General features: G+C 37.1%; 24 protein-coding genes, 1 tRNA gene and 1 pseudogene. 20 read left to right on the top strand and 6 right to left on the bottom strand.

The window, feature by feature from the left end:
- Positions 1-9: 9 nt before the first annotated feature.
- From EPL02_RS14305 to EPL02_RS14275, 7 genes and pseudogenes are all read left to right on the top strand, one after another.
- A complete protein-coding gene (locus tag EPL02_RS14305) occupies positions 10-837 on the top strand; it encodes a carbohydrate ABC transporter permease (RefSeq protein ID WP_131888072.1) in 828 nt (275 codons plus the stop codon).
- A 173-nt stretch (positions 838-1,010) separates the two neighbouring features.
- The gene (murQ, locus tag EPL02_RS14300; RefSeq protein ID WP_094912051.1) at positions 1,011-1,916 is read left to right on the top strand and encodes an N-acetylmuramic acid 6-phosphate etherase; all 906 of its coding nucleotides are present in this window, start codon (positions 1,011-1,013) and stop codon (positions 1,914-1,916) included.
- A gap of 16 nt (positions 1,917-1,932) precedes the next feature.
- Positions 1,933-2,790 (top strand): MurR/RpiR family transcriptional regulator, encoded by an 858-nt coding sequence (locus EPL02_RS14295; RefSeq protein WP_131888071.1) that lies wholly within the window; start codon positions 1,933-1,935, stop codon positions 2,788-2,790.
- Between the two features lie 52 nt (positions 2,791-2,842).
- On the top strand, positions 2,843-4,204 hold the full coding sequence (locus EPL02_RS14290; protein WP_131888070.1) for a PTS transporter subunit EIIC: 1,362 nt from the start codon (positions 2,843-2,845) through the stop codon (positions 4,202-4,204).
- Positions 4,201-5,214, top strand: a complete 1,014-nt coding sequence (locus EPL02_RS14285) for a MupG family TIM beta-alpha barrel fold protein (protein WP_131888069.1) — start codon at positions 4,201-4,203, stop codon at positions 5,212-5,214. The genes EPL02_RS14290 and EPL02_RS14285 overlap by 4 nt, the downstream gene beginning before the upstream one ends.
- A 107-nt stretch (positions 5,215-5,321) precedes the next feature.
- A complete protein-coding gene (locus tag EPL02_RS14280) occupies positions 5,322-6,575 on the top strand; it encodes an exo-beta-N-acetylmuramidase NamZ family protein (protein ID WP_131888068.1) in 1,254 nt (417 codons plus the stop codon).
- Between the two features lie 21 nt (positions 6,576-6,596).
- A pseudogene (locus EPL02_RS14275) lies at positions 6,597-8,522 on the top strand (glycoside hydrolase family 3 protein).
- Between the two features lie 13 nt (positions 8,523-8,535).
- On the opposite strand, the gene EPL02_RS14270 reads toward EPL02_RS14275, so the two are convergent.
- Positions 8,536-9,441, bottom strand: coding sequence for a TetR/AcrR family transcriptional regulator (locus tag EPL02_RS14270; RefSeq protein ID WP_131888067.1), 906 nt, complete (start codon positions 9,439-9,441; stop codon positions 8,536-8,538).
- Positions 9,442-9,630: 189 nt separating this feature from the next.
- Here EPL02_RS14270 and EPL02_RS14265 point away from each other — a divergent pair, with 189 nt between their 5' ends.
- Both EPL02_RS14265 and EPL02_RS14260 read left to right on the top strand, forming a co-directional pair.
- A complete protein-coding gene (locus EPL02_RS14265; protein WP_094912058.1) occupies positions 9,631-11,124 on the top strand; it encodes a DHA2 family efflux MFS transporter permease subunit in 1,494 nt (497 codons plus the stop codon).
- Between the two features lie 105 nt (positions 11,125-11,229).
- Positions 11,230-11,760 (top strand): GNAT family N-acetyltransferase, encoded by a 531-nt coding sequence (locus tag EPL02_RS14260; RefSeq protein WP_131888066.1) that lies wholly within the window; start codon positions 11,230-11,232, stop codon positions 11,758-11,760.
- A 38-nt stretch (positions 11,761-11,798) separates the two neighbouring features.
- Here the strand turns inward: EPL02_RS14260 and EPL02_RS14255 are convergent, their stop codons facing one another.
- A complete protein-coding gene (locus tag EPL02_RS14255; RefSeq protein WP_131888065.1) occupies positions 11,799-12,851 on the bottom strand; it encodes an aromatic ring-hydroxylating oxygenase subunit alpha in 1,053 nt (350 codons plus the stop codon).
- 197 nt (positions 12,852-13,048) lie between these two features.
- Here EPL02_RS14255 and EPL02_RS14250 point away from each other — a divergent pair.
- The 3 genes from EPL02_RS14250 (at position 13,049) to EPL02_RS14240 (ending at position 15,779) form a co-directional block, all read left to right on the top strand.
- Positions 13,049-13,121 (top strand) — tRNA-Thr (locus EPL02_RS14250).
- 169 nt (positions 13,122-13,290) lie between these two features.
- Entirely contained in the window at positions 13,291-14,250 is a 960-nt protein-coding gene (locus EPL02_RS14245; protein WP_131888064.1) for an ABC transporter ATP-binding protein, read from the top strand.
- A complete protein-coding gene (locus tag EPL02_RS14240) occupies positions 14,250-15,779 on the top strand; it encodes an ABC transporter permease/substrate-binding protein (protein ID WP_094912062.1) in 1,530 nt (509 codons plus the stop codon). The genes EPL02_RS14245 and EPL02_RS14240 overlap by 1 nt, the downstream gene beginning before the upstream one ends.
- Before the next feature lie 213 nt (positions 15,780-15,992).
- Here the strand turns inward: EPL02_RS14240 and EPL02_RS14235 are convergent, their stop codons facing one another.
- Positions 15,993-16,358 (bottom strand): hypothetical protein, encoded by a 366-nt coding sequence (locus EPL02_RS14235; RefSeq protein WP_094912063.1) that lies wholly within the window; start codon positions 16,356-16,358, stop codon positions 15,993-15,995.
- A 116-nt stretch (positions 16,359-16,474) separates the two neighbouring features.
- Positions 16,475-17,359 carry an LCP family protein gene (locus tag EPL02_RS14230; protein WP_434223166.1) on the bottom strand — a complete coding sequence of 295 codons (885 nt, stop codon included), beginning with the start codon at positions 17,357-17,359 and terminating at the stop codon, positions 16,475-16,477.
- 297 nt (positions 17,360-17,656) lie between these two features.
- Between EPL02_RS14230 and EPL02_RS14225 the strand changes: the two genes are divergently transcribed.
- Together EPL02_RS14225 and EPL02_RS14220 are read left to right on the top strand one after the other, a co-directional pair.
- Complete coding sequence (locus EPL02_RS14225; protein ID WP_131888063.1) at positions 17,657-18,304, top strand: hypothetical protein; 648 nt, start codon at positions 17,657-17,659, stop codon at positions 18,302-18,304.
- A 103-nt stretch (positions 18,305-18,407) separates the two neighbouring features.
- Positions 18,408-19,511, top strand: coding sequence for a M24 family metallopeptidase (locus EPL02_RS14220; protein WP_131888062.1), 1,104 nt, complete (start codon positions 18,408-18,410; stop codon positions 19,509-19,511).
- 29 nt (positions 19,512-19,540) lie between these two features.
- Here EPL02_RS14220 and zupT read toward each other — a convergent pair whose 3' ends face one another.
- Entirely contained in the window at positions 19,541-20,344 is an 804-nt protein-coding gene (gene zupT, locus EPL02_RS14215; protein WP_094912067.1) for a zinc transporter ZupT, read from the bottom strand.
- Between the two features lie 330 nt (positions 20,345-20,674).
- Here zupT and EPL02_RS14210 point away from each other — a divergent pair, with 330 nt between their 5' ends.
- The 5 genes from EPL02_RS14210 (at position 20,675) to EPL02_RS14190 (ending at position 23,264) form a co-directional block, all read left to right on the top strand.
- Positions 20,675-21,253, top strand: a complete 579-nt coding sequence (locus EPL02_RS14210; RefSeq protein ID WP_094912068.1) for a suppressor of fused domain protein — start codon at positions 20,675-20,677, stop codon at positions 21,251-21,253.
- 174 nt (positions 21,254-21,427) lie between these two features.
- Positions 21,428-21,619 (top strand): hypothetical protein, encoded by a 192-nt coding sequence (locus EPL02_RS14205; RefSeq protein ID WP_094912069.1) that lies wholly within the window; start codon positions 21,428-21,430, stop codon positions 21,617-21,619.
- An 88-nt stretch (positions 21,620-21,707) separates the two neighbouring features.
- Positions 21,708-21,986, top strand: coding sequence for a hypothetical protein (locus EPL02_RS14200; protein ID WP_094912070.1), 279 nt, complete (start codon positions 21,708-21,710; stop codon positions 21,984-21,986).
- 56 nt (positions 21,987-22,042) lie between these two features.
- Positions 22,043-22,450, top strand: coding sequence for a ribosomal maturation YjgA family protein (locus EPL02_RS14195; RefSeq protein WP_131888061.1), 408 nt, complete (start codon positions 22,043-22,045; stop codon positions 22,448-22,450).
- A gap of 52 nt (positions 22,451-22,502) precedes the next feature.
- Positions 22,503-23,264, top strand: a complete 762-nt coding sequence (locus EPL02_RS14190; protein WP_131888060.1) for a MerR family transcriptional regulator — start codon at positions 22,503-22,505, stop codon at positions 23,262-23,264.
- A 75-nt stretch (positions 23,265-23,339) separates the two neighbouring features.
- Here EPL02_RS14190 and EPL02_RS14185 read toward each other — a convergent pair whose 3' ends face one another.
- Positions 23,340-23,858, bottom strand: coding sequence for an acyl-CoA thioesterase (locus EPL02_RS14185; protein ID WP_094912072.1), 519 nt, complete (start codon positions 23,856-23,858; stop codon positions 23,340-23,342).
- 281 nt (positions 23,859-24,139) lie between these two features.
- Here EPL02_RS14185 and EPL02_RS14180 point away from each other — a divergent pair, with 281 nt between their 5' ends.
- Positions 24,140-26,287, top strand: a complete 2,148-nt coding sequence (locus EPL02_RS14180) for a SpoIID/LytB domain-containing protein (protein WP_131888059.1) — start codon at positions 24,140-24,142, stop codon at positions 26,285-26,287.
- The last annotated feature ends 7 nt before the right edge of the window (positions 26,288-26,294 follow it).

Raw genomic sequence — 26,294 nt, 5'->3', positions numbered from 1 at the left:
GGGGAAGATATGAAAAAGACCCAAAGTGCCTGGAAAGTTGTTGCTTATGTTGTTTTAACAGTATACGCGCTTATTACGTTGATACCTTTTATTTGGGCAATGTCAGCCTCTTTTAAAACGTTAGAAGAAATTGTTTCAGGAACGATGAACTTTATACCAAAAGATTTTACTTTCGAAAATTACAAGCAAATTTTCATTGAACAAAAATTGTTCCCTCGCTGGTTGTTTAATAGTTTATTTATAGCTGTTGTTGGAACAGCTTTAAATTTATTGTTTAATTCGATGGCGGGATATGCACTTGCTAGGCTTAGCTTTCCTGGGAAAAAGAGCATATTTATGATGATTTTAGCTGTGCTTATGATCCCAGGACAGGTTACTATGATTCCCAATTTTTTAATTTTAAAAGAGCTTGGTTGGTTAAACACGTATCAGGGAATGATTGTACCGGCAATGGTAAATGCAACGTTTATCTTTATGATGCGACAATTTTTCATTAATTTTCCAAAAGAGCTTGAAGAAGCAGCGGAACTAGATGGGTTATCTAAATTTGGAACATTCTTTAAAGTAGTTCTTCCACTGGCAAAGCCGGCTCTAGCTGCTCAAGCAATTTTTGTGTTCATGGGCTTTTGGAATGATTTTATGCGACCTTTAATTGTTATGTCAGACACGGAAATGTTCACGCTAACCCTCGGTCTTAATACGTTCAAAGGTCAATATATTAGTTATTGGAATTATATTATGGCTGCGTCAATGGTCTTTACATTACCAATGTTATTGCTATATGCCTTTTTTAATAAATACTTTGTTAAAGGCATTTCGTTTACAGGCGGAAAATAAAGCTTTACTTAGAAGCATGTGCTGATTATTAATTAGCGCATGTTTTTTTGTGGAAAAGAGAAGGAAAAGTTCTAATTGAAATTTGATTTTAATAATATTAATTAGTTATTGAAATTTAATTTTAATGAAATTATAATGAATGTAAATTTAACTGTGTTACAGGAGGAAAAGTCATGGATAAAAATCTAACTATACTAACAACAGAATCTCGCAATGAACGCACAATGAATATCGATGTTGAAAACACAGCTGATATTTTACGCATTATGAACGAAGAAGATCAAAAGGTAGCTACAGCTGTTAATGCGGTTTTACCAGATATTGAAGCAACTGTTGAATATGTTGTTCAGTCTTTAAAATCCGGTGGTCGACTCATTTATATTGGGGCTGGTACAAGTGGTCGATTAGGTGTTCTGGATGCTGTAGAGTGCCCTCCTACTTTTAGTACGGATCCATCTACTGTACAAGGAATTATGGCTGGAGGAGAAGGTGCATTTGTAAAAGCTGTTGAAGGAGCAGAAGACAGTGAAGAAGGTGGCGTGCAAGATTTACAAAGAATTGAATTAACAAGCGCTGATACAGTTATTGGGATCGCTGCTAGTGGAAGAACTCCGTATGTAATTGGAGCTTTGAAGTATGCGAAAAGTATTGGAGCGAAGGCCATTGCCTTATCATGTAATGAAAATGCAGCTATTTCACAAGTGGCAGATCGAGCAATAGAAGTCGTTGTAGGCCCTGAAATTTTAACAGGATCAACACGTTTAAAGTCCGCAACAGCTCATAAAATGATTTTAAACATGATTTCAACAGCTTCTATGATTAAACTTGGGAAAGCATATGAAAATTTAATGATTGACGTAAATGTCAGTAACTACAAGTTAAAAGAACGAGCGATTGGGATCATCGAAAAAGTAACTGCAGCTTCATATGAAGAAGCAAAAGCAGCGCTAGAAGAAGCCAATAATGAAGTGAAGACAGCCATTGTTATGATTAAAACGCAAGCAACAGTTGAAGAAGCGCGAACTCTTCTAGAAAAAAATGATGGATATGTTCGAAAAGCAATCCAACAAAGCAAGTGAAAAGGAGAGAGAAAAAATGGCGACAGGTGGATTAAGAATTATTCACGCTCTCCTTCCACAGCTACCAGCTTCTGAGAAGAAAATCGCCGAATATATTTTAGCTCAGCCTGAAGCCGTAATGGATTACACAGCTGGTGAACTAGGTTCATTAGCGGGTGCTAGCGGAGCTGCCGTTATTCGCCTTTGTAAATCGTTGGGTGTAAAGGGATTTCAAGACTTAAAGGTTCGGATAGCAGGAGACTTAAGCAAAAAGGTAGAGCAAGGGTACCGTGATATTACGCCTCATGATACGATTCAATCTATTGTAAAAAAAACAACAATCAATAGTGTTCAAAGTATTAGTGATACTTCTGAGCTATTGCAGCACGAGGAGATTGAAAGAGCCGTTAGGGCTTTAAGCAAGGCAAAAACGATACACTTTTTTGGTGTTGGAGCTTCTCATATCATCGCCGTGGATGCACAGCAGAAGTTTTTACGAGTAAATAAGGGAGCGACGGCCTTTACTGATGTTCATATAGTGGCGACTTTAATTGCAAACGCAGGAGCTGATGATGTTGTCGTAGGAATTTCTTTTTCAGGAGAAACGTCTGAGGTCATTAATATTTTATCCTTAGCGAAAAAGCAAGGTTTAACAACCATTAGCTTAACGAAGCAAGGTTTATCTGCAGTATCAGCCTTAACGGATATTTCACTGCATACTTCCTACACAAGAGAAGCGCCGTTTCGAAGTGCAGCTACCTCATCTAGGTTAGCTCAGTTGTACGTCATTGATACATTGTTTTTAGCTATGGCAAGTACTAAATACGATGAAACCGTTGAATATATAGATCGTACAAGAGATGCAATTCAATTTTTAAAGGATAAGCAAAAGTAAGGCTTTATACATCAAAACTTTGGAGAGCCAGTAAAACAAAGGGGGAGCTAGCATGTCAACAGAAAATAAAGTGTTAGCAAAATCAATATTAGAAAATCTCGGAGGCGCTAGTAATATTAACGAGTATACGCATTGTATGACGCGCTTAAGAGTAAAAGTAATAGATTCGAGTCTAGTAAACTTGGACGCTATTAAGCGTATAGATGGTGTATTGGGCGTCGTAGAAGAAGAGACGCTTCAAATTATTTTGGGTCCAGGAAAAGTTACGGTGGTAACAGAAGCATTTGGTCAGCTGATAGATGAAGCTGGAGGGCTAGATTTAAGCGAAAGAGCTGCTCAAAAGAAGAGTGAACTAAAAGCAAAAAATCAAACACCGTTTAAGTTGTTTTTACGAAGAATTGCAAGTATTTTTATTCCATTAATTCCAGCTCTTGTAGCTTCTGGATTAATTACGGGAATTACAAAGTCAGTTGTGCAGGCGGAGTGGTTAGCAGCAGATTCACAGCTGGCTTTAATTCTAACAGCCATTGGAAGCGGTTTATTTGCGTATTTAGGTATCTTAGTTGGAATTAATGCAGCAAAAGAGTTTGGTGGATCTCCAGCTTTAGGAGGTCTGGCTGGCATCTTAGTTATTAATCCAGCGGTGGGAGACATTCAACTTTTTGGAGAAGCGTTATTACCGGGTCGAGGCGGTTTAATTGGCGTATTGTTTGCAGCTATTTTCATTGCAATTGTTGAGAAAAAAGTTCGACCGTTTGTACCTCAATCTTTAGATATTATTGTAACACCTACTGTAGCTCTTCTTGTTACAGGAGTTGTCACATATATTGTTTTTATGCCTCTTGGAGGATTCATTTCAGACTTAATTACAAAAGGATTACTGAGCGTGCTTGATCTCGGAGGAATTGTGGCCGGCTTTGTTCTAGGAGCAGCATTCTTGCCACTTGTTGTAACAGGACTACATCAAGGATTAACGCCTGTTCATTTAGAACTAATCAACTCAATTGGGGATGACCCTTTGCTACCTATTCTTGCGATGGGTGGAGCTGGTCAAGTCGGAGCGGCCTTTGCGATTTATGCAAAGACAAAGAAAAAGCGTTTGAAACGAGCTATTGGTGGAGCATTACCTTCAGGAATGCTGGGAATTGGAGAACCACTTATCTTTGGAGTGACGTTACCATTAGGTCGACCGTTTTTAACAGCTTGTTTAGGTGCTGGAGTTGGAGGTGCTTTCCAAGCATACTTTAATATTGCAACAGTTGCAGTAGGGGTTTCTGGATTACCGCTAACCTTCCTTGTTCATGCACAGCAAATCGTTTTATATTTAGTTGGACTATTGATTGCATATATAGCAGGATTTTTATTCACATACGGATTTGGATTTAAAGATGAAATGGCAGGAGAGTTCGATTGATAGGTATTTCTTTTTATTTAAATGATCAATTTGCTGAACAGAGAATTATAGAAGCAAGTAAAAGTGGAGTGAAGCGAGCGTTTACCTCGCTTCACATTCCTGAGGAAACAGGTCATCTTGCTCAAAAAGCTAAACATTTACTGCAAGTAGCAAAGAAACATCAAATGGAAGTTTATGCTGATGTTTCTAAACATACACCTACTCATCTGCAGATTCACCAGTTGGAAGATTTGGCTTCCTTGGGCGTGACGGGTATTCGGTTAGACGACGGGTTTGGGGTAGAGGATATTGTTCATCTTTCTCAATTTTTTAAGTTGGCTCTTAATGCCAGTACGGTGTCAGAAAGTTTTCTTAACGCGCTATTTACAGCGGGCATAGAAGCCAATCAGCTAGTGGGCTGGCACAATTTTTATCCAAGGCGTGAAACAGGATTGGATGAAGTGTTTTTTCAACAGCAAAATCGCATGTTTTTTCAATATCAGATTCCCGTTGTTGCGTTTGTGGCGGGGCAAAAAGAAAAACGAGGACCTTTGTTTGAAGGATTACCTACTTTAGAGCAACATCGTACAGTAAACATGCTGTTAGCAGCAGTTCGTCTAGTTGAAGAAGGGATTAGCAATATTTATATTGGAGATCCTGAATTCGATGAAAGAATAGTGAATGCGTTAGATGATTGGAATAAGTATAAGATATTAAATCTTCGTATGTTGACAGAAACGCTGCCAGCGTGTACATACCGACTACGTCCGGATCGCTCACGAGATGTTGTGCGGTTACAAGGAACGCGTACAAGTGAGGTTATAAATCCAATTCAAACGATTAGTCGAACGCGAGGAACCATTACAATGGACAATGAACGTTACGGGAGGTACCAAGGTGAGGTTCACGTTGTTTTGAATGACTTACCGGCTGATGATCGGGTCAACGTAATAGGGCAAATCCATCCAGAAGATATAGAGTTATTAGAACTTGCTCAGCAAGCTTATAGTCTCAGATTGATAAAAGAATAAAAGATTTTCATTTGCAAAACCTAATGGGTATCCTTTTTAGACATTTTATACTCTGCAGCATGAGAAGGAGCCATTTCACACAATAAACGAAATGGAGCGGATTATAAATGAAGAGATGGTCAATGGGAGTTTTAATAGCTGTTCTTTTATTTAGTATAGCAGTACCTTTTTTTACTTCATCCAGTGAAGCAAAAGGCCCTGGGAAAAAACAACATTTTAAGTTAGGTGTTGAAGTTCTTTTAGAAGATGAGTTAAAGCTTCTAGAAGGAAAAAAAGTAGGACTCATTACAAATCCAACAGGTGTTAATCAAGAGCTTAAAAGTATTGTTGATATTTTTAATGAACATAAAGCTTTTGACCTTGTCTCCTTATATGGACCGGAACACGGAGTAAGGGGAGATGCTCAAGCTGGTCAGCACGTAGAATTCTATATCGATCAAAAAACGGGGCTTCCTGTGTACAGTCTGTATGGTCCAACTAAAAAGCCAACTCCTGAAATGTTAAAGGATGTTGAAGTTCTGGTTTTTGATATTCAAGATGTAGGTACTCGCTTTTACACTTATATTTATACAATGGCTTACGCAATGGAAGCTGCAAAAGAAAATAATATTCCTATCGTTGTTTTAGATCGACCGAATCCCTTAGGTGGTGAGAAGATAGAAGGACCGGTTTTACAAGCAGAGTATGCTTCCTTTGTCGGCATGTATCCAATTCCAATTCGTCACGGTATGACAGTAGGTGAATTAGCACAGTTATTTAATCAAGAGTTCAATATTGGAGCTGATTTAAAAGTAGTCAAAATGAAAGGCTGGAAACGATCAATGACCGCAAAGGATTTGCCTACAGAATGGATTGCTCCTTCACCAAACATGCCAACAGCAGACACAGCCCTTGTATATCCGGGAGCTTCGTTAATTGAAGGGACAAATGTTTCAGAGGGAAGAGGAACAACTAAGCCGTTTGAAACAATTGGAGCACCGTTTATTAACGGAAGTGATCTGGCTGAAGAACTCAATAAACTTGCACTTCCAGGCGTTACGTTCCGTCCATCTTATTTCACACCTTCTTTCTCTAAGCATAGCGGTAAACTTTCAGGAGGAATTGAAATCCATGTAAGTAATGAATCAACATATGAACCTGTGAAAACAGGGGTAGCAATTGTAAAGACTATTCACGATTTGTACCCAGATCACTTTGCGTTTAACGCTGGAAATAAACCATTCTTTGATTTACTAGCAGGCAATAATTTAGTTAGAGAAGGCATTGAGAATGGAAAATCAATTCAAGACATTGTTGCAGAGTGGAAGCCGGAGCTAAGCGAATTTCAAAAGTTGAGAAAAGGATATTTGCTGTATAAATAAAATAAAGAGGAGAGCGATCTCATGAAAAAGGTAATCTGTGCAGGACTTGTAGCAGCTTTAGCCACCTCAATCTTTATTCCTTTTAAGGCTCCTTTAGTATCAGCAAAAGAAGTGAGTGATGCTAAAAGAATTGTTTCAGAAATGACGCTAGAAGAAAAAGTTGGTCAAATGCTGATGCCAGATTTTCGTAACTGGAAGAAGCAAGGGGAAAAAACGGCTGTGGGATTTACTGAAATGAACGATGAAGTAGGAAGTATTATAAAGAAATACCATCTTGGCGGCGTGATTTTGTTTGCGGAAAATGTGGTAGATACTGAACAAACAGTTCGATTAGTTAACGGCCTGCAAAATGCCAGCGCAGATATTCCTCTTCTCATTACAATTGATCAAGAGGGCGGAATTGTTACAAGGCTGCAGTCGGGAACCAACTTGCCAGGAAATATGGCGCTTGGTGCTACTAGAAGCGAATAAAATGCATACAAAACTGGAGAGATTATCGGTAAAGAGCTGTCTTCTTTGGGGGTTAACGTAAACTTTTCACCGACGCTTGACGTGAATAATAACCCAGGAAACCCGGTAATTGGTGTTCGGTCACTTAGTTCAGATCCACAGTTAGTAGCAAAGTTAGGTGTTCAAACAATTAAAGGGTTGCAAAAACAAAATATCGCAACGGCAGCCAAGCATTTCCCAGGACATGGAGATACCGCTGTAGATAGTCACTATGGTTTACCAGTTGTACCACATGATAAAAAGCGCTTAGACGAAGTGGAGCTTTATCCGTTTAAAGAAGCGATGAATGCAGGTGTAGACATGATTATGACGGCGCACCTACAGTTTCCTGCTCTTGATGACACAACATATACAAGTAAAAAAGATGGTCAACAAATTATGGTTCCAGCTACTTTGTCAAAAGGAATTATAACCGACCTTTTACGGAAAGAGCTTGGATACAATGGAATTGTGGTTACAGATGCATTGAATATGAAAGCTATTTCGGATAATTTTGGTCAAGAAGAGGCTGTTATTATGGCTATTAATGCTGGTGTAGATATTGCACTTATGCCTGCTCAAGTCAACTCTATTGAAATGGAAAAAAATTTAGAAGATGTTTATAATGGAGTAATAAATGCAGTCCATAGTGGAGAAATTCCAATGGCTGAGATTAATGACTCAGCTGAACGAATTATAGATTTAAAAATAAAGCGAGGAATTTACGAAGCAACTGATCAAAACGTAGATGAAAAAGTGGAAAATGCTTTAAGCGTAGTAGGAAACAAAGAGCACCTAAAAGCAGAAGAAAAAATAGCAGAAGAAGCGGTGACATTACTAAAAAATGATAAGCGTACTTTGCCATTTAAGCCTAAAAAGCATGAAAAAGTACTGGTAGTTGCACCTTTCAAAGACCAAACGGATGCAATGGCGCGAACAATTCAAGAGTTAGTAGATAAAAAGCACATTAAGTCAGTAGAAGTGGAACGCTTAGAATTCGAGAATAAGACATTTACAGAAGAAACTAAAGAAAAGATAAATGAAGCTGATTATGTTATTGCAAGTTCATATGTAGTAAAAAATGATCCAGCAGTGAACGATGGGGTAATCGATGACGCAGTTCAAGATTCATCCAAATGGGCAACAGCTTTCCCAAGAGCTGTTATGAACTATAGCCAATCACAGGGTAAAAAGTTTGTATTGATGAGTGTGCGAAATCCTTATGATGTAGCAAACTTTGAGGAAGCAAATGCTGTTTTGGCGGTCTACGGTTTTAAAGGATTCACAAATGGACGCTATCGTCAGCCAAATATTCCAGCGGGTGTTAAAACCATTTTTGGGGTTGCTGATCCAAAAGGAAAGCTTCCCGTAGCCATTCCTTCTGTCATTAATAAAGGAGAGACGCTATACCCGTTTGGTTCAGGATTAAATATTAAAAATAACAAGCCTTTAAAATAAACAAAAGAGCTACCTACATAGGTGGCTCTTTTTGTTCTTCAATTAGGAGGTCAATAAGCTCTTCTAAACGTTTAAACTCGTCTGATGTACCTATTACTGTTTTGCTTAAAGAATACAAAGTACTGCTAATGACAAAGGAGCGTAATTGAGGTTGACGAATCAGCTCTTCTTGTAAGAAGGTTAGTAGTTCAAGAATTTTTGGCTTATCTACATCATTAGCGTCTTCTGCTTCTTTTGTTACTAATAAGATAGATGCCCGAATCTTTTGTTCAGTTGTTTGAGGAGAATGATTGTGAAAAGGAACCCACTGTGTTAGTAAGTCAGGATCAAAAAGCATTTCTTGGTTAGTAGAAACATCTTTCACTAGATGAACTAATCGATTAACCGTATAGCGAATGATTTTAGGTGCGTTAATTTGGTTATGATGTGCCATAACGCTGTAGTGAAAGTTACGGTGTAGAAGTCCTAAAAACATAATGGCGCAGTCCAGTAAGTAAGCTTTTTTGTCTGAGCCAAACAAGTCAATTAATCGATTATAAAGCCAGTGTAGTTCGTAAAGCTGAGCTTGTTTAAAATGCTCCTTTAGCTCAGCGTTATTTGAAAAGAAAATCTCTTCAAATAGTGTAAACAATTGATTTTGATGATGCATTTGTACTTGAAGTTCAATTTGCTTAATGAATATATCTAAGTCTGAACGGTTTTGGCCAATTAAAAATTCATTTCTTTTGGTTTCTAACTCATTATAAACGGACTCGAAAATTTTAATGACTAGCTCATTTTTAGACGAAAAGTAATTATAAAACGTGCCTTTTGAAATTCCACTATCTTCAACGATATCTTGTATAGATGTTGCTTGAAATCCTTTTTCAACAAAGAGCTTATGGGCACTCTTTAGCATCAATTCTTGTTTTTTATTCATTTCATCACCTGCAATAAAAGTGTACTACCTGTCTATTTATTTATGATACAAGAGAAAAAGCGTTTACACAAACTCTTTTAAAATAAGGGCTTTTTTTTGTTGCAAAAAGTGGACTGAAGGTATAATATACAATATGTGAACTGATGGTATAAAAAAATATACTAATGGTTTAATGAGAGGAGGAACTTTATGCAAACTACAAAAAAACCACCATATGGAATTATTGGTATTTTACTTATAGGAGCATTTATTTCATTACTTAATGAGACATTATTAAACATTGCTTTACCATCCATAAAAAATGAATTAGGAGTAACAACATCAACCGTTCAGTGGCTAACGACAGGTTATATGCTTGTCAATGGTATCATGATTCCAACCACTGCTTTTTTAATTCAACGATACTCGGTCCGCAGCTTGTTTTTAACAGCGATGGCTCTTTTTACAACGGGTACAATAGTAGCTGGGGTAGCACCGGAATTTGGAGTATTGTTAGCTGCTCGTGTTATTCAAGCATCGGGAGCAGCTATTATGATGCCGCTATTAATGAATGTGCTGTTAACGAGCTTTCCAATTGAAAAGCGCGGGGGAGCAATGGGTATTTTTGGATTGGTGATGATTTTTGCACCTGCAATCGGCCCAACTCTTTCAGGATGGTTAATTGAACATTATGACTGGAGAATGCTATTTCACGTTGTAACGCCAATTGCAGTTATTGTTCTTGTGTTAGCATTTTTCTTGTTGAAAGATCAAAAGGAAAAGGTAGATATTCAGTTAGATAAGCTTTCTTTAATTCTTTCTGTATTTGGATTTGGGGGTTTACTGTACGGATTTAGTTCAGCTGGAGACAAAGGATGGGGATCACTAGAAGTATACGGAACAATCATCGTTGGAGTGATTGGGTTAGTCCTATTTATTACTCGTCAATTTAAGCTTGAAAAGCCAATGCTAGAGTTTCGTATCTTTAAATATCCAATGTTTGCATTGTCATCTGCCATTTCAATTGTTATTACGATGGCATTGTTCTCTGCAATGCTATTGCTTCCAATGTACGTACAGAGTGCTCGAGGGATTTCGCCTTTAGATTCAGGACTCTTGTTATTACCAGGAGCCTTAGTCATGGGGATTATGTCTCCAATTACTGGGAAGCTGTTTGATAAATTTGGTGCACGCGTACTAGCTGTAATTGGGCTAGCTATCACAGGTATTACGACGTATATGTTTAGTCAGTTATCGTTAACAACTACGTATACGGAGTTAATTATTCTATATACGGCTCGTATGTTCGGTATGTCAATGGTTATGATGCCAATTATGACAAATGGGTTAAATCAGCTTCCGCAGCAGTTTAATCCACATGGCACAGCGATGAATAATACATTACAACAAGTGTCAGGAGCTATTGGTTCGGCTTTACTTGTAACAGTTATGTCTAACCGCACAGAATTTCATGCAGAAGAATTAGCGAAAGAAGCAATGAGTAATGGAGTGGTTGCACCAACGGCTGATTTGCAACAGCAAATTGGACTACAGGCAATGGTTGAAGGAATTAATGATTCATTTTTAATTTCATCGATACTTATAGTGGTGGCATTAATTTTATCTCTCTTTATGAAGCGAGTGACAGTTAGCGGAGTTAAACAAGATCAACAAGCTGTTAAAAGAGAACAGTTCGCTAAATAAAATGAAAAAGGTAAGGTTCACTTATAAGTGAACCTTACCTTTTTTTATGAATGTGTTCATTGTATAGTGAAAAAAGTATGATGAGTATTGAAAGGAGGAGGAGTTATGGGGCAACCTCTTCAAGGTGAACGGATTTGCCTAATTCCAATCCAACTTGCGCACGCACCGGAGCTTTTTAAAATATGGTCTAATCCAAAAATAACTGAATTCATGAATATTGATCCTTTTTATGATGAAAAGCAAGCTGGGGAAATGATTGTGTATCTAAAGAATCTCGCGAAGGAACAAAAAGCGCTACGCTATACGATCTTTCATAAAGAGCAAGCAAAAATTATGGGTTCATGCGGGTTTAATCAAATCGATACTCATAATCAGCATGGAGAGATTGGTTATGAACTAGACGAAGCGTTCTGGAGACAAGGGTATGGTTCAGAGGTAGTTGAACAATTAGTTAATCATGGTTTTTCGCACCTTCATATGGTTAGAATATCGGCTAAAGTAGAAGCAGCAAATAAAGCTTCGATTCATGTATTAGAGAAGAATCGCTTTCAATATGAAGGGACCTTGCGAAAAGCTGAAAAGTCAAAAGGAGCGTTTATTGATTTATGCATGTATGCTCGACTTAAACATGATTAATAAAAAGCGCGTCAAGTTTCAACCTGACGCGCTTTTTATTAGCTCGTATAAATAAAGCTTAAGCCCATTGATTTTAGCAGTTTTCGATAAGCAATGGATGTTTGGTCAGCCGCGATATGAGCCTCCATTTGTAAATCAAGAGGAAGATCTTCAGGCTTTTGATTTTCGACCATCTCACGATCTTCATCGAATACTCGAAGATTAAAGTCATAAACACCTTCAACAGGAGAGTCCTTGTCAAAGTTACGGGCAATAGGTACAAATAAGCGTGTTTCACGGGCAGAAACTGGACAAACTGCATTCATAATCCAAAGCTGGCCCCCTTCAGGAAAATAAACTTTTAGCGTAGCGGTGAAAGGTGGATACACGTCAAATACTCGCAGCCATTTAAAGTTTTCCGGGTTTAAGTGGGCTTGCTCTTTAGAATAATTGCTCACAGTGCTTAAATACTCTACGTTTAAACCATAGTCTGTTTTATCAACTTTATATCTGGGAACGAATGCATTGTTCCGATCTCCAAATGTCTCCGTATGAACCCAGGCAAAATGTGCAACATCCAAAAAGCCTTCCATCTGTCGACCTGCTGAACCACCTATATCAAAGCTAGGACAAACAATTTGTTGAAAATCAGGGTCATCCCAAGCCTGAAACTGTGGAATGTTATCGATTTCCCCTGTTAACGATGTCCAAATGAGTCCAAAACGCTCGATAGCAGGGTACACTGTCATGCAAAGGCGGGGAGATATATTTGCATCAGGGTGCGCTGGTATTGATGTGCAAGCTCCTTCTGTGTTGTAGCGGAATCCATGATAAGGACATACAATTTCATCGTCCTCTACCCAACCCATACTAAGCGGAGTTCCACGGTGAACGCAGAGATCTCGGGCTACAACAACTTGTTTTTTAGTTCGATATACCACTAAATTAACATCTAACAGCTTAACGCTAAGCGGCTTTTCGTTTACTTCAGCTATTTGTGCGACGGGATACCAATAAGTTGAAAGAGTAGTCCAGTCCTCCTTGCTAAATGTACAGTCACGTGGGTAAGGTGTTTTTGGGGGAGATTTTTTAAGCATTTGTTGTTGGTCCATTTATCTTCTTCCTTTCTAGTTTCTTGAATGTTTTACCAGTGTAACTCATTTTTAGAAAATTCTCATTTTTGTTGTTAGGTATTCTTACATTCATTTGAATTTTTGTAGACTATGGTGGATTAGATAAATATATTTTGGATAATAAATGAAATAAAGTGTTTTGAAAAATACAAGAATATGATATAATTACAATTGACGCTGGCGTAGCTCAGTAGGTAGAGCACTTGCATGGTAAGCAAGAGGTCGCAGGTTCAATCCCTGTCGCTAGCATAATAAGTGTAGTAAAACGAGAGCCTTTTTAAGTAAGGGGTCTCGTTTTTTTGGTATTCTTTAAAAGGTTTATTTTCAAAAAAGAGAGAAACGATAAAAATGTTTAAGGAATAAACAACAGGGGTAAAAGAGGTTAGCAATAAAAATTGGACGAGGAGTGCATCTAAATTTGATTACATTTAAAAATGTTTCAAAGCAGTATGAGGATGGAACTATAGCTGTCAAAGAAATTAATTTAGAAATAAAGCAAGGAGAGTTTTTTGTTCTTATTGGTCCTAGTGGATGTGGAAAAACAACAACGCTCAAAATGATAAATCGCTTACACGATGTAACTAGTGGTAATCTATACATAGCAGATAAAAAAGTAACTGATCACAACATCAATGAACTTCGCTGGGAAATCGGTTACGTACTCCAGCAAATTGCTCTATTCCCTCATATGACCATTGCTGAAAACATAGCGGTAGTACCTGAGATGAAGGGGTGGAAAAAGAATAAAATTAAAAAGCGTGTAGATGAGTTATTAGAACTTGTTGGACTTGACCCTAAGCAGTACCGCAATCGCAAACCTTCTGAGCTCTCCGGTGGGCAACAGCAGCGCATTGGTGTAGCTAGAGCCCTCGCAGCCGATCCGCCCGTTATTCTGATGGACGAACCTTTCAGTGCATTGGACCCGCTAAGTCGTGATCAACTGCAGCAAGACGTTTTAGCTTTAAAAGAAAAGATAAAAAAGACATTCGTCTTTGTTACGCATGATATGAGCGAAGCAATGACGCTTGGCGATCGTATTTGTTTAATGAAAGATGGGGAAGTAGTTCAAATTGGCACACCGGAAGAATTTATTCAAAAGCCTAAAAATGATTTTGTGAAATCATTTATTGGTAATCAGGGAAGCATATTGCTCCAACCATTGGAAGTATTCGTTAATGAAACAAACCAGCAAGGTTTTGAGCACATTGAAGCACCCGTACAATTAAAGTCATCCGCATCTATTAGCGAAGCGGTAGAACTTTTACAAGAAAACGATTATGTTGGTGTTTATAAAGGTTCAAGAAAAATTGGTATTGTAACAAACAAAAATATCCTTGCCTTCTTGTCTAATAAATCAAAACAAGGAGCGATGGTATAATGAATGGATTAACTACTCTGTTAGAACAAAGGGGAGACGCGCTTCTTCAAGCACTGCTTGAACATGTTCAGATTTCCGTACTCGCGCTGTTAATTGCAGTGTTAATTTCCGTACCTCTTGGTCTGTATTTAACAAGGCATGAACGAATTGCTGAGCCTATTATTGGCGTAACGGCTGTTCTACAAACGATTCCTTCATTAGCTTTATTAGGGTTATTAATTCCAGTAGTAGGAATAGGAACGGTTCCCGCTGTTATTGCTTTGTTTCTCTATGCTTTATTACCAATTGTTCGCAATACATATACAGGAATTAAAGAAGTAGATCCATCTTTAATTGAAGCAGCAAGAGCAATGGGGATGAATTCATTTAGGCGACTGGTAAAAGTCGAACTCCCATTAGCTCTTCCAGTTATAATGGCTGGTATTCGTACAGCAATGGTTCTAATTATTGGAACAGCGACCATCGTTGCATTAATTGGTGCAGGTGGATTAGGTAGCTTAATTCTATTAGGAATCGATCGAAGCGATAATGCTCTTATTTTATTAGGGGCCATTCCAGCAGCCCTATTAGCAATTGTCTTTGATGTCGCTCTTCGAATAATTGAAAATTTTTCAAAGAAGGGTTCAAAAAAACGTCCTATTATCATGGTGGCTATTTTAGTACTGATTCTTTCTTCCCCGTTCATCGCTATGAAAACAACTGAACCAGACCTTGTAATTGGTGGGAAACTTGGTGCAGAACCAGATATTTTAATTAATATGTATAAGCAGTTAATTGAAGATGAAACGAATTTGAAAGTAGATTTACGTTCGTCATTGGGAAAAACGGTTTTTGTATTTGAAGCCCTTCGTAATAAAGAAATTGATATTTATCCAGAATATACGGGAACAGCGCTTGTTACGCATTTAAAAGAGCAGCCTGACAGCAACGAGGCTAGTGAGGTGTACGAACAAGCCAAAATAGGACTCAAGGAGAAATTTGATTTAGCTTACCTTCAACCGATGGCTTTTAATAACACGTATACATTAACAGTGACCAAAGAGTTTGCGGAACAAAATAATGTGAAAACCATTTCAGACTTAACAAATGTGGCGGATCAGGTAAAGGCTGGCTTGACCCTCGAATTTAAGGATCGAGAAGATGGATATGCAGGTCTTCAAAAAGAGTATGGCTTAGCTCTAAAAAATGTTAAAACGATGGAACCAAAGCTTCGCTATAATGCAGTCCAAACAGGTGATATTAACTTATTGGATGCGTATGCAACAGATCCAGAAATTGAACAGTATAATCTAGCAGTTCTAGAAGATGATGAAAAGTTCTTTCCACCTTATCAAGGTGCCCCGGTCTTAAGAGAAGAAACATTAAAAGAATACCCTGAATTAAAAGAGATTCTCAATAAGTTAGCAGGGAAAATTACGGATGAAGAAATGCGTAAAATGAACTATGAAGTCAATGCTGAAGGAAAAGCAGCAGAAGAGGTAGCTCGTAAGTTCTTGGTTGAAAAGGGATTAATATCAGGAGGTAATTAGTAAATTAGGTTTGAGCATAAGTATTTAGGATAATGAGATATCAGAACTGTTGAAAGTTAACTCCTTTTAATCGTTCTGATATTTTTTGTTGGCTTCAAACACTTGCTTTCGCCGCGGAAAGCAAGTGTTTGAAGCATAATGGAACGAACTTGTTTTTACAACATAATTATGCTAAAAAAGGAATCATTTAGTTATGACTATCCTCTTTTTTACTTACGACGAAGCTGTACCTTTATGTAGTGCTTGAAGCCACGTATCTGGAGAAATCTCAAAGCCTTCAATACTAATACAGGTCATTCCATTCGCACTACCAAATTCAACGTATTCACCAGCTTTCCAGAATACAGCTTCTCCGGAATTGACACCAATTCGGTCCTCACTGTTACCAACCCATCCGTCGCCGCCTACAACTAATAATAGTTTCGGAATCGTGGCTTCAGTTTGAGGCGTGTAATCATAAGGAGCTAATGAAATGTAATTTATTTTTACATCTCCTGTTTGAGAAAGAATGGTGTTAAAATGATAAGGCTGATAAAGCATAGAGTTAGTTTTACGCTGAGCATACTGATATAGTTTCACGTTTGGTCCCTCCAGTAGACACGGATTTCGTTGTCGTGTTTCCGTAGCGTAACTAATATATGTATAAACATAAAAAAAAGACCCAAAAGCAGAAAACTTTCTGCTTTTGAGTCTTTTTAATCTAAGAATGTTTGAATTTCCTGTCTATTTTTTTCTATATCTAATCGTAGTACAGCTCCTGCTCCTGAAACACGCTCATTAGTAAACGCACCGTCAACAGGGATGCGAAGCGAATCAAGGTCATTTGAACTTCCAAGTAAAAAGTCTTTTCCGATAGATACGAAGGTCTTTGGCGGTACATTTGTATCCACATAGGGATCAATAATTCCCCATAACTTAGGTGCTTTAGCTATTGTTTGAAGCGTTAACGCTTCTTCTGTAAGTTTACCTAAAACCTCTTGCTGTCTTTGAACACGTCCAAAGTCACTTTGACTATCATGTCTAAATCGCACATAGCCTAATAGCTCTTCACCGTGAAGCGTCTGCTTTCCTGGTTCTAAGGTCATCCCGATACCATGGGACATTCTTTGGTTAATATCAACTTCAATACCATTTGGAGCAATTGTATCTACAACTTTTGAGAAGCCTTTAAAATCTACTACTGCATAGTAATTGACATCGATACCGAAATTTTCCTTAATTGTTTTGCGCAGAAGCTCAGGTCCTCCAAATGCATATGCTGCATTGATTTTATTTTTTCCATACCCGGGTATATCCACATAACTATCTCGCATAAGGGATACAATTTTTGGTTGGTTATTATCCTTGTCGTAGTGCGCAATCATAATTGTATCAGCACGTGAATGTTCTTCCCCACGGGAATCAATCCCTAAAAGAAGAACGTTCATAGTATCTAAATTGGCGCTTTTACCGTTAAATTCAAATTGTCCATCTTTTTGAAAGTCGCCGTCTGCTTCAGCTAACCCTTGTTGATATTGATAAAAAACATATCCAGCTAAAGCAATCAGTACTACAAAGCAAAAAAGAAAAAATCTTCTCATTCGCTTCTTCTTTCTCTGTTTATGCCGTTTGCGATGTTCACGTTGTTCCAATATTCTCACCTATCATTTTAAAGTAATTGAAAAGTATAGCAATTATATTCTTATATAAAATTACCATCACATTCTATGATTAGCAAGTATTAGCCATTTTAACCGTAAAAGCTAGGTATGTATTATGTAAGATTGAAGCAAACAAAAAGGTTTTAATGAATTTATACGTTTTTTGCAGGTGAATGAGCCAAAAGTCTCTAATTAGTAAAAGGTGAAAAAATGCAGAATGGCAAAGGAGATGGATAAATGAGCTTATACGTATCATCTTCAAATATAGTCGTTATTCCACAAAAAGCTGTTTCACACTGGAAAACATATGGAGTGGGAACAATTAAAGGAGCAAAAGTGACGGGAAAGCGATGTGAACAGTTGAAGTTACGATTTAAAGAGAAGGTAATGACGCCTTTTCAAATGGTATCTTATCACGAATCATTCATTGTCATGTTTGATGATGAGCAAAGCAAAGAGCATTTTGAATTAATTGCAAACATGCTCCAGGCAGATGGATATAAGTTTAACTACTACCTGTTATTTGATGATCATGAATCTGAAGTTTTGAAGGGAATGGAACAATTTTTAAAAGTAGGCGAGTTTAATGTACCGGTCGTACGGCTCGATCAAACAGGTGAATTTGATTTTCATAGCAATGGCAATTCTGTTGAAATAGTCATCGATGATGATGTAGATGGAGAAGGAGTAAGTTCGTTTATTCAAACGTTTACATTAAAAGAAGGAAACTATTTTATTGGTGACCCAGGCTTTTTAAACAACCAAGAGATGCTTGAGAAACAATACTTTACCGGAGGAGATTACCACCTTGTTTATCAGTATAATAATCAATGGCTTAAAAAAGTAATTATTCAACCTAGGGAATCACTGCAAAATAGTATATAAACTAGAATGTCTTTTACGCCTAAAGGCGTTGTTTCACTAGTCGAGAAAGTAGTGAAATTATGGTATAATAGCTTTAAGAGATTAAGAAAGGAAGTTATATGCGATGAATGAACGCTTAAGTAACGTGGCTTCTTGGCTTTCTGAAAAAAGCTATGATGCTGCATTTATTTCTTCAACAGAAAATGTATTTTATTTAACAAATTTTTATACGGATCCACATGAACGACTTTTAGGTCTATTTGTATTTCCAAATACTGAACCTTTACTTGTTTGTCCTTTTATGGAAGTTAATCAAGCAAAAAGTGCAGGGTGGCAATATGATGTTGTTGGATATGAAGATCATGAAAACCCTTGGGAGCTAATTCATGCTGCATTACATAAAAGAGAAATTAATACTATTGATCGTTTAGCAGTTGAAAAAGAGCAGCTATCTTTCCTGCGAAGTGAAGAGTTAAAAACATTGTATCAAGATGTTGTATTTGAAAGCGTAGAAGAAAAAATGAACGAATTAAGGGTAGTGAAAACGCAAGCAGAAATCGACATTTTACAAGAAGCAGCAGCTCTCGCTGATTATGGTGTTGAAGTAGGTGTATCTGCTTTAAAAGAAGGCGTTACGGAAATGGACGTTCTTGCTAAAATTGAATATGAATTAAAGCGAAAAGGTATTCGCGAGATGTCGTTCTCTACAATGGTTTTATTTGGAGAAAAAACGGGTGACCCTCATGGCAATCCTGGGTTACGTACACTAAAAAAAGGTGACATGGTTTTATTTGACTTAGGCGTTGTGTTAGATGGATATTGTTCGGATATTACGCGAACAGTGGCATTCGGGGAAATTTCTGAAAAACAACAGCATATGTATGAGACGGTTAATAAAGCGTTAGAAGCTGCTTTATCTGCATCCAAGCCTGGTACAAGGATTGGGGACTTAGACATGATTGCGCGTAATCTTATTTCAGAAGCAGGATACGGAGAATACTTCCCACATCGACTAGGTCACGGGCTAGGAATTAGTGTACACGAATTTCCTTCTATGAACCGTACCAATGATGACATACTAAAAGAAGGCATGGTTTATACCATTGAGCCGGGCGTTTATATCCCTAACGTTGGTGGAATACGTATTGAAGATGATGTAGTTATTACGAAAGATGGAAATAAAACGTTAACGAAGTATCCTAAGAAGTTACAAATTATTAAACTGTAAGAAAAACCCCCTTTTAAAAGGGGGTTTTTCTATATGAATAGAAGAAGACTAATAGCCATGATAGCCATTCCGCCGATAAGTCCATAAATAGAAAGGTGAGCCTCATCATATCGCTGAGCAGCAGGTAAAAGTTCATCTAAAGAAATAAAGACCATAATTCCTGCAACTGCGGCAAATATCACTCCGAACATAACGTCGTTCAAAAAAGGCATGAGTAAGAAATATGCAGCGATAGCTCCTAAAGGCTCTGAAAGACCTGACAAAAAAGAGAGTTTAAATGCTTTCTTTTTATCACCTGTTGCAAAATAAACCGGCACTGAAACAGCAATTCCTTCAGGAATGTTGTGAATAGCAATTGCTACTGCAATCGCTATTCCTAAAGAAGGATCTTGAAGAGTCGACGTAAACGTAGCAATTCCTTCAGGGAAATTATGAATAGCGATTGCTAAAGCGGTAAATGTACCCATCTTTAAGAGAGCAGTGTCTTTTACTTCTGGTTTCTTCATATCTTCTACGGTTTTTAGTTCATGGGGGTTTCCTTGCTTTGGTACGAATTTATCAATCATTGCAATTAAGAGCATTCCAGCAAAAAAACCACCAACTGTTACCCAATTTCCAGATACTTTACCAAGTGATCCTACAAGTGCATCCTGTGCTTTTACAAAAATTTCAATCATGGATACATAAATCATAACACCAGCTGAAAAGCCGAGTGCAATTGATAGAAATTTTGTATTCGTTGTAGATACAAAAAAAGCTAAAATACTTCCTATTCCTGTTGCTAGACCTGCCATTAATGTTAAACCAAAGGCTAGTAATAAATGTTCAGTCATGAAATAGTCCTCCTGAAAGAATAAGAGTGAGTTTTTATCTATATTCCAAAAATATCTGAGACATGACCAGTGTATAAAGGCAATGCAAAATAATATCACATGTTCAATTCTCAATTTATCTAGCACAGTATATTCAGCTTCTTTTGATTGGGAACTTGCCTATGGTTTAGAAGAAGTAGTAAAAAGAAAATGTGAAGTTGGTTTTTAAAGGATATGTTACGAACAGATAACATTTTGTTCACAAATTATCGTATTGCTATCGATTTTTCGTTTGGTAGTATATCCTGTACAGTAGAGGCTTTGTAAGCTTGATAGCAAGGAGGCTTTTTGATGACTAATTATTCAAAAGACGATGAGAAAATTATACATAAAGCAGTTGAAGTTTTTGGAGGGAAGGATCGCATTGATGAATTTGAAGATGCAAAAAAAACACACAGCGTGCATGTTTTAGCAACAGGCAATCATCCGCGATCAGAATTAACTGCATACGCAACATTAGGAGGATATCATTGTCCAACAGGATACACGGTTGGTGGTATTCCACTTCGCATTGAAATTGTAGGGGCATGTCATTCTTCATTTGAACTTTTCCCGCAAATTTTAAGCAAGTGTGTATTTCATATGATGAAGTCGCACGTTTCAATCTTTCCTGGAGCAATTTATAAAGACATTATTACTTCTTTCGACCATAGCCTTCATATGCAGCATATTTTATTGATTCCGCCATTTTTATGGGACACATTCTCTACTATCGAGTTATCAGATAAAAAAGTTGCATTTTTACAAGCGGTCCCAATCTCTGAAAATGAGCGAGCTTTTGCATTAGAATATGGAGTGGACTCTCTGCTAAGCCGATTCGACGATGAACGAGTGAATGTATTTAATTTAGAACGTCGAACGGTAGTATAAGGATAAAAGGAGGCGGCCAAGTATGGCCGTCTTTTTTATTGAAAACAGGCTTGTATCTAGAAACTTTGGGACAAAACTCCACGATTGTCCTAAGGCAAACACCTATACGTGATAAATTCCCATTACATATAGTAGAACATAAGTATTAAACATAATTAGAAAGGGGAAGTTATGATGAATAATCCGCGCAGAAGGCCACAAATAAATCCAGATTTTCGTCCAAATGGGGGCACAAACAATGAGGATGGAAATAAAAACATCATTAGCAACAGTGGAAACTCCAGCGTTAATATTAACCTAGGACAAGGAAAAAGATCAAAACAGTCTCAGAAGCTAGATCAGTCTGATAGCGGCTTAATCTTTTAAATTAAGGGGACTCTTTAGTCAGCGGGTGTAGTGGAAATTCGCTTGGGCTAGTGAAGAGTGAATAGCGGTTAGTACGGGGAGGTTTATCATGAAAAGCTTAGTAAGTGATAGTGGAAACGCAAAAGTAGATATTACTATTAATATAGATAATTCAGCTCTAGCTTATTTAGTAGGAAGCTGCCTCCATGCAACTCAGCAAATAACCGATGAACAATATCTTCAAATGATGACTAATTTGACAACATTACTTGGGAAAAACAGCGAAGAAGTAAAAAAATTGTTTTCAAACCATCATATTTTGACGAATAAAAAATTTAAATCTGCTAATGAGCTAGAGAATTTAAAAATCTATTATAATAAGAAATAGAAGCACTTGATAAAAGTGCTTTTTGTTTTGAATTCAGTCATAAAAAGGGGAAATTAATGAACAATAGAAATAGAGTTATCTATGCTTGTTTATGTTTAATAATAGCTCTACTAGGGCTATCGACACGGGTGTTTCAAGAGTATTTGCCCGCTTTTTTAAGGATGTATATAGGGGATACCCTTTGGGCGATAATGATTTTTCTTGGATTTTCCAGTGTATATAAAACAGCTAGTACCATTCGAATTATTGTAATATCAATTTTATTTTGTTATGGCATTGAATGTAGTCAGCTCTACCAAGAAGAGTGGATTGTACACCTTAGACACACTACTTTAGGAGGACTAATTTTAGGCTACGGTTTTCTTTGGAGTGACATAATTGCATATACTGTGGGAATTGCAGTGGGGGGATTGACAGAACTGATTCTTAGAAAGAATTCTTACATAAATGGTGAAAAGTATTGACTCTCACGCTACGTTATACTTTATCGTTACTAATTAAGAGGAGGGATTGAAAATGGCCATGCAGGTAAAGGAAGTAGCTAGCTTAGTTGGTATTAGTATACGCACCCTTCATCATTACGATGATATCGATTTATTGAAGCCTACTGAGGTAACTGAATCAGGATACCGGCTATATGTTGAAGAAGATTTAGAAATGCTGCAACAAATCTTATTATTTAAAGAACTAGGGCTTTCGTTAAAAGAAATTAAAGCAGTCATTTATGATCCTTCCTTTAATAAACAAGAAGCGTTAGAGTTACATCAACAGCTTCTAATTGAAAAAAGAAATCGACTTAATCGTATGATTGCCATGACTGAACAAACGATTAAGTCAATGAAAGGAGAAAAATCAATGACTAATAAGCAAAGATTTGAAGGTTTTGATTTTAGTGAAAATCCGTATGAAGAAGAAGCTAAAAAGCGATGGGGGAACGAAAAAGTAAACGAAGCGAATAAAAAAGTTAGAGGGATGACGAAAGACGAACAAGCGGATTTAGCAGCAGAAGCAAATGAGATTTATAAAAAGTTAGCTAAGTTGATGAATGAATCATCATCATCAGAACCTGTTCAAAAAGCAATACAAGAATGGTATGACTTTTTGAATCGTAATTTTACGACGTATTCACCAGAGGCATTTCAAGGATTAGGGGAACTATATGTTCAAGATGAAAGGTTTCAAAGTAACATTGACCAATTCGGAGAAGGGTTAGCTGAATTTTTAAAAGAAGCGATGGCGATTTTTGCAAATAACTTGTTAAAAGAGAAAAAAGGATAAAAGAAATCATTCGAAACGCAAACGCATATTAAATTTATTTTTAACTGAAAAGAGTCCCTATAATGGGGACTCTTTTCAGTTACTGCTGCGCAATGTTTTTGAAAGAATTTTTGCTACGGATTTACTTTGTTCAATTTGTGTACGCTTATTATTTTTGCGTTCTAATGCAATCGCTTGTAGGCTTTTTTCTTCTTCAGTTTGAGCTACAACCTTTGGCACAATAGCAGGCTTTCCACCTTCTAAAGCAACAAACGTTAAGAAAGAAGTCGCTGCAATTCGTTTAACACCTGTAATTAAATGCTCAGCGATTACTTTTACAAAGATAATCATTGAGCTTTTACCAGTTAGTACAACAAAAGACTCATATGATATGAAATCTTCTTCCGTCACAGGTTCAATAAAATCGACGTGATCAATCGATGCTGTAACGCATGGCTTTCTTGAATGTTTTGTAGCAGATAATGATGCGATCATGTCCATATCCGCTACAATTTTCCCTCCAAATAACGTATGGTGATTATTTAAATCATTAGGGAAGATATGCTGCGATTTTACAACTCTTGATACACTGCAAGGTATTTGTTCAACTGTCATCTATAAAGCACTCCTTTAAAACCTCAATCCATAATGAATGTACATATGTAATATTAAAAACATATATCAATTTTATTCCCTATTTTTGAACCAGTAATCTTTACGATAAAAAGTAAAAAAATAGAGTATTTTCTGTCATATTAATTAGGTATAAAGTTATGTAGATTTGAAATTCACTTTATTTTTTTGGAATATATAGATAAAAAAGATTAAAAAACCCTCCTTTTGTCCGATAAAAAGTTTAAAAGATTCATAGATTTATTTATGTCAAGGAGGAACGTATGAAAAAAGTACTTGCTGCTTTAGTTGTTATGTTCATGCTTAGTTCGAGTTATTCCATGGTAAATGTGAAAGCTGAAACGAATCCAACTATAAGCGTCCAGCTAAAAAATTATCTAAAAAACAAAAAAGAAATTCAAATTCAAACGTCAGAAGATGCAGCAACATCTTATGAAGGAGTTCGTTTAGAAGCTAATCAGACCTATCGCTTAAAGGTAGAACAAGGGAAAATTTCTTTATATAAAGGAACGACCAAATTAAAGGAAGATACAACCTTTAAGCTATACACTAATCAAACAGCAGAAACGCTTATTGAGGGAAGAGTATATAGTGGAAGTTTTGATTTTGTGATTGAAAGTAACGAATATGTACAACCAATTAACCATGTATCAATGGAAGAGTATTTAAAGGGAGTCGTTCCTAACGAAATGATTCCAAGTTGGCCTGTAGAGTCACTAACGGCTCAAGCGATTGCAGCACGTACATATGCAATGGGGCATTTGAACAAAACAATTAATGACACAATTCAATATCAAGTATATGGTGGAAAAACAGTCTACGCTAATACGAATGCAGCTGTTGAAAAATCATATGGTCAGACGCTTACATATAACGGGAAATTAATCAGCGCACTTTATTCATCTAGTAATGGTGGAGTTACGGAGTCTAATGCTAATGCCTGGTCAGGCTCACCGCTTCCTTATTTACCAATTCAAACGGACTCATATGATCCAAAACACGCATGGAATTTAACGGTTAAAAAGCAGCAAATAGACACAGAGAACTTAGACTTAGGTCATTATAAAAATTGGTGGAGCACCATCAAAGAAAATGATAAGGAAATTACTGATAATATTAAAACTTATCTACAGCAAAAAGATTACAAAGGAAAAGAAATTAAGGTTCTCTCAATCCCAAAACTAGAATTCACGGAAAAGAATGCTAGTAATCGTTACAATAAGGGAAGTTTAGAAGTGAAGTTTATTGTAAAAGATGATGTTGATTCAGAAGGGAAACTTAATGTAAAAACATTAAGCTTAAACAATGTAAAGGCTTCTGATATTCGTCCAATTATTGGGGTAAACCTTATTAAAAGTTACTATGTAACAGAACAAAATGCTACTGATAAAGAAACAGTACTAAAAGGCTTAGGATATGGTCATGGTGTGGGAATGAGTCAATACGGAGCTTATTATCGTGCCAAAGCTGGTCAAACCTACGATCAAATTTTACGTTTTTACTATCCAAATGCAGAACGCACGCAGCAATACAAGCGAGAAGCAAAGCGTTTAGCGGGCCCTGAACGCTATGATACAGCTGCAGAAATTGCAAGAGAAGGGTGGACTACAGCTCGAACTGTTGTCATTGCAGCAGGAGGGAATTTTCCAGATGCGCTAGCAGGAGCTCCTCTTGCAGTTCAAGAAAATGCTCCACTATTATTAACAACGGGTCATGAATTGCATCCAACTGTAAAAGCAGAGCTTCAGCGCTTACAGCCTGAAAAAGTAATTGTATTAGGAAGTTCAAGGGTTATTCGTGATTCAGTATTAGATGAAATTAAACAGTTAGGGGCTAAGGAAGTCCAGCGGTTAGGAGGAGCAGATCGTTTTGAAACGTCAGCGGCAATTGCTAAGCAAATAAATTCTTCAAAAGTAATTGTAGTGAATGGACAAAACTTCCCAGATGCTCTATCAGTAGCTCCATATGCAGCGAAAGAAGGAATTCCAATTGTACTAACAAGACCAGCTTCGATTCCTACAGCTACAGCACAAGTGCTTGAAGGAAAAACAGAAGCCATTGTTATTGGTTCTGAACAGGTAGTAAATGCAGCAGTTTATAACTCTCTTCCAGCTAACCGAGTGAGATATGCAGGAGAACATCGCTATGCAACAAATCAAAAAGTTGTGACGAACCTGCTTGGCAATACAAAAAAAGCTTATGTTGCAGCAGGAGGGAATTTTCCAGATGCATTAGCTGGATCAATTTTAGCTGGAAAACACGGTGTGCCAGTTATCCTAACGGATGCAGACAAGCTGCCAGCGGGCACAGCAGATATTTTAAGTGGCTATAATGATTTTACAGTACTAGGTTCTAGTCGCGTAGTAAACGATTCTGTAGTTAATGAGCTAGAAGAAATCGCAAATAAATAAACAACAA

Origin of the sequence: Bacillus sp. CBEL-1 (assembly GCF_004348885.1) — a bacterium.
Classification (GTDB): Bacteria; Bacillota; Bacilli; order Bacillales; family Bacillaceae_H; genus Priestia; species Priestia aryabhattai_A.
This window is presented reverse-complemented; position numbering and strand designations above follow the sequence as displayed.